The sequence below is a fragment of the Acidithiobacillus sp. TH-A36 genome, from assembly GCF_057473445.1.
In genome coordinates this window covers 1-1714 of record NZ_JBYCKP010000598.1, presented here as the reverse complement: position 1 = coordinate 1714, position 1714 = coordinate 1, and the positions used below count along the sequence as shown (strand labels likewise).

At 53.1% G+C, this 1714-nt stretch carries 1 protein-coding gene; it reads right to left on the bottom strand.

Annotated features, from left to right (window positions below; translation table 11 throughout):
* Nucleotides 1–11: 11 nt before the first annotated feature.
* Nucleotides 12–1714 (bottom strand): DNA polymerase III subunit gamma/tau (gene dnaX / locus AC2VLY_RS15115; protein ID WP_486922559.1); only part of this gene is annotated, 1703 nt, incomplete at its 5' end.

Below are 1714 nucleotides of genomic sequence, written 5' to 3'. Positions count from 1 at the left end.
ACCACCTTTCATCATCGACTACCTCCCTGTTGATTCGTTAAAGTCATCAAGGTAATGGATTCTACCTGAGTACCCAGTATTTCCGTAAATTGTTTGATCAGAGGATCATTGGCCACCCTGACCTGTGCTTCTTCCTGTCGCGCGGAGGCCTGAGATTCTGCTTCAGCATTTACGCTGCGTACGCCGCTCGCCTCGGTCAATTCACTAATGACGAGTTGCGGCGTCTGACCAAAGTGGTCACTGAGCGCTTTCACAATTCGCGCTTTTTCCTTGATAATAAAGGGCAGGTAGCGAGGCTCTATGAGCAGATCCACCTTTTGCGCATCACACTGCAGGGCTTGACCGTGTCGCAGCTGTTCCTGCAGCAACGGTGAAAGTGATAATGCGGCAATCAGTTCCTGCCAGGAAAGACTCATATGGACTGCTTGCGGCGGTATGAATACATTTTCGCTGTGAATTTCAGGAGCGGGCTCGCGGACCATATCCGCAAATGTGCTTGATTCTGGAATCAGTTCTGGCAGGACGGGTTGAACAGTTTCAACGGCTGTGATCGCAGTCTCTGTAGAGGCTTGAGAGATGGCACTGGGCTTTTTCCCCGGTTCGGGCGACAGCGCCGATGGTGGAATATTATCCGTAGAGAAACTGAGCACCCGCAAAAACGCCATTTCCAGTGCCATGCGTTGATCTGGATAGAGCTGAAAATCCCGACGCGCTGACAGCAACAGGGCGTACCAGGACTGTAAAACCAGTGGATTGATTTTGTTTCGTAACTGACTGATCAGTTCCGCATCATCACCTTCTGCAACACCTGGCACAAACTGAGCAAGACTCAATCGATGCGTCCCTTCGATGATCAGGTCCAGTAGCCCGGCAGCATCCAGACCCCGCGCCAGGTGTTCGTTGACCAGCGCAAATACCCGTTCCGCATCTTGGGCAATAAGCGCTGCAATCATCAGCATAACAGTATCGTCGCCACTGCGTCCCAGCATGCCAAGCACACCCTCACGGCGCACTTCGCCACCACCATGGACAATAGCCTGATCCAGAAGGCTGAGGGCATCGCGCAAACTGCCATCAGCGGCTTTGGACAATATGTGCAGTGCGGCATCTTCTGCGGAAATTTTCTCTGCCAGCATGATCTGCTGCAGGCGCCCCTGAATCTGGCCGATTTCCAGCCTGCGTAAGTTGAACTGCAAACAGCGGGATAAAACGGTGATGGGAAGCTTCTGAGGGTCCGTGGTTGCCAGCAAAAACTTGACGTGTTCGGGCGGTTCTTCAAGGGTTTTCAGGAGTGCATTGAAACTATGGGTGGACAGCATGTGCACTTCATCGATGAGGTAGATTTTATAGCGCCCGGCCACCGGTGCGTACTGGACATTATCGAGCAGTTCACGGGTTTCATCCACGCGGGTGCGGCTGGCGGCATCCACTTCCAGCAAATCGACAAAATTTCCGGCGCTGATACTCAGACAGGCACTGCAGGTTCCGCAGGGTTGGCTGCTGATACCTTTTTCGCAGTTCAAACATTTGGCAAGCAGCCTTGCCAAAGTGGTTTTACCTACGCCTCGCGTTCCCGTAAACAAAAACGCATGGTGGATTCGGCCGGAGTCCAGGGCATGACGTAAGGCGGCTACAACGGCCTCCTGCCCAACAAAATCTTCAAAATGCTGGGGCCGCCAACGTCGGGCAAGGGCTAAATATCCCGTCATGGGAA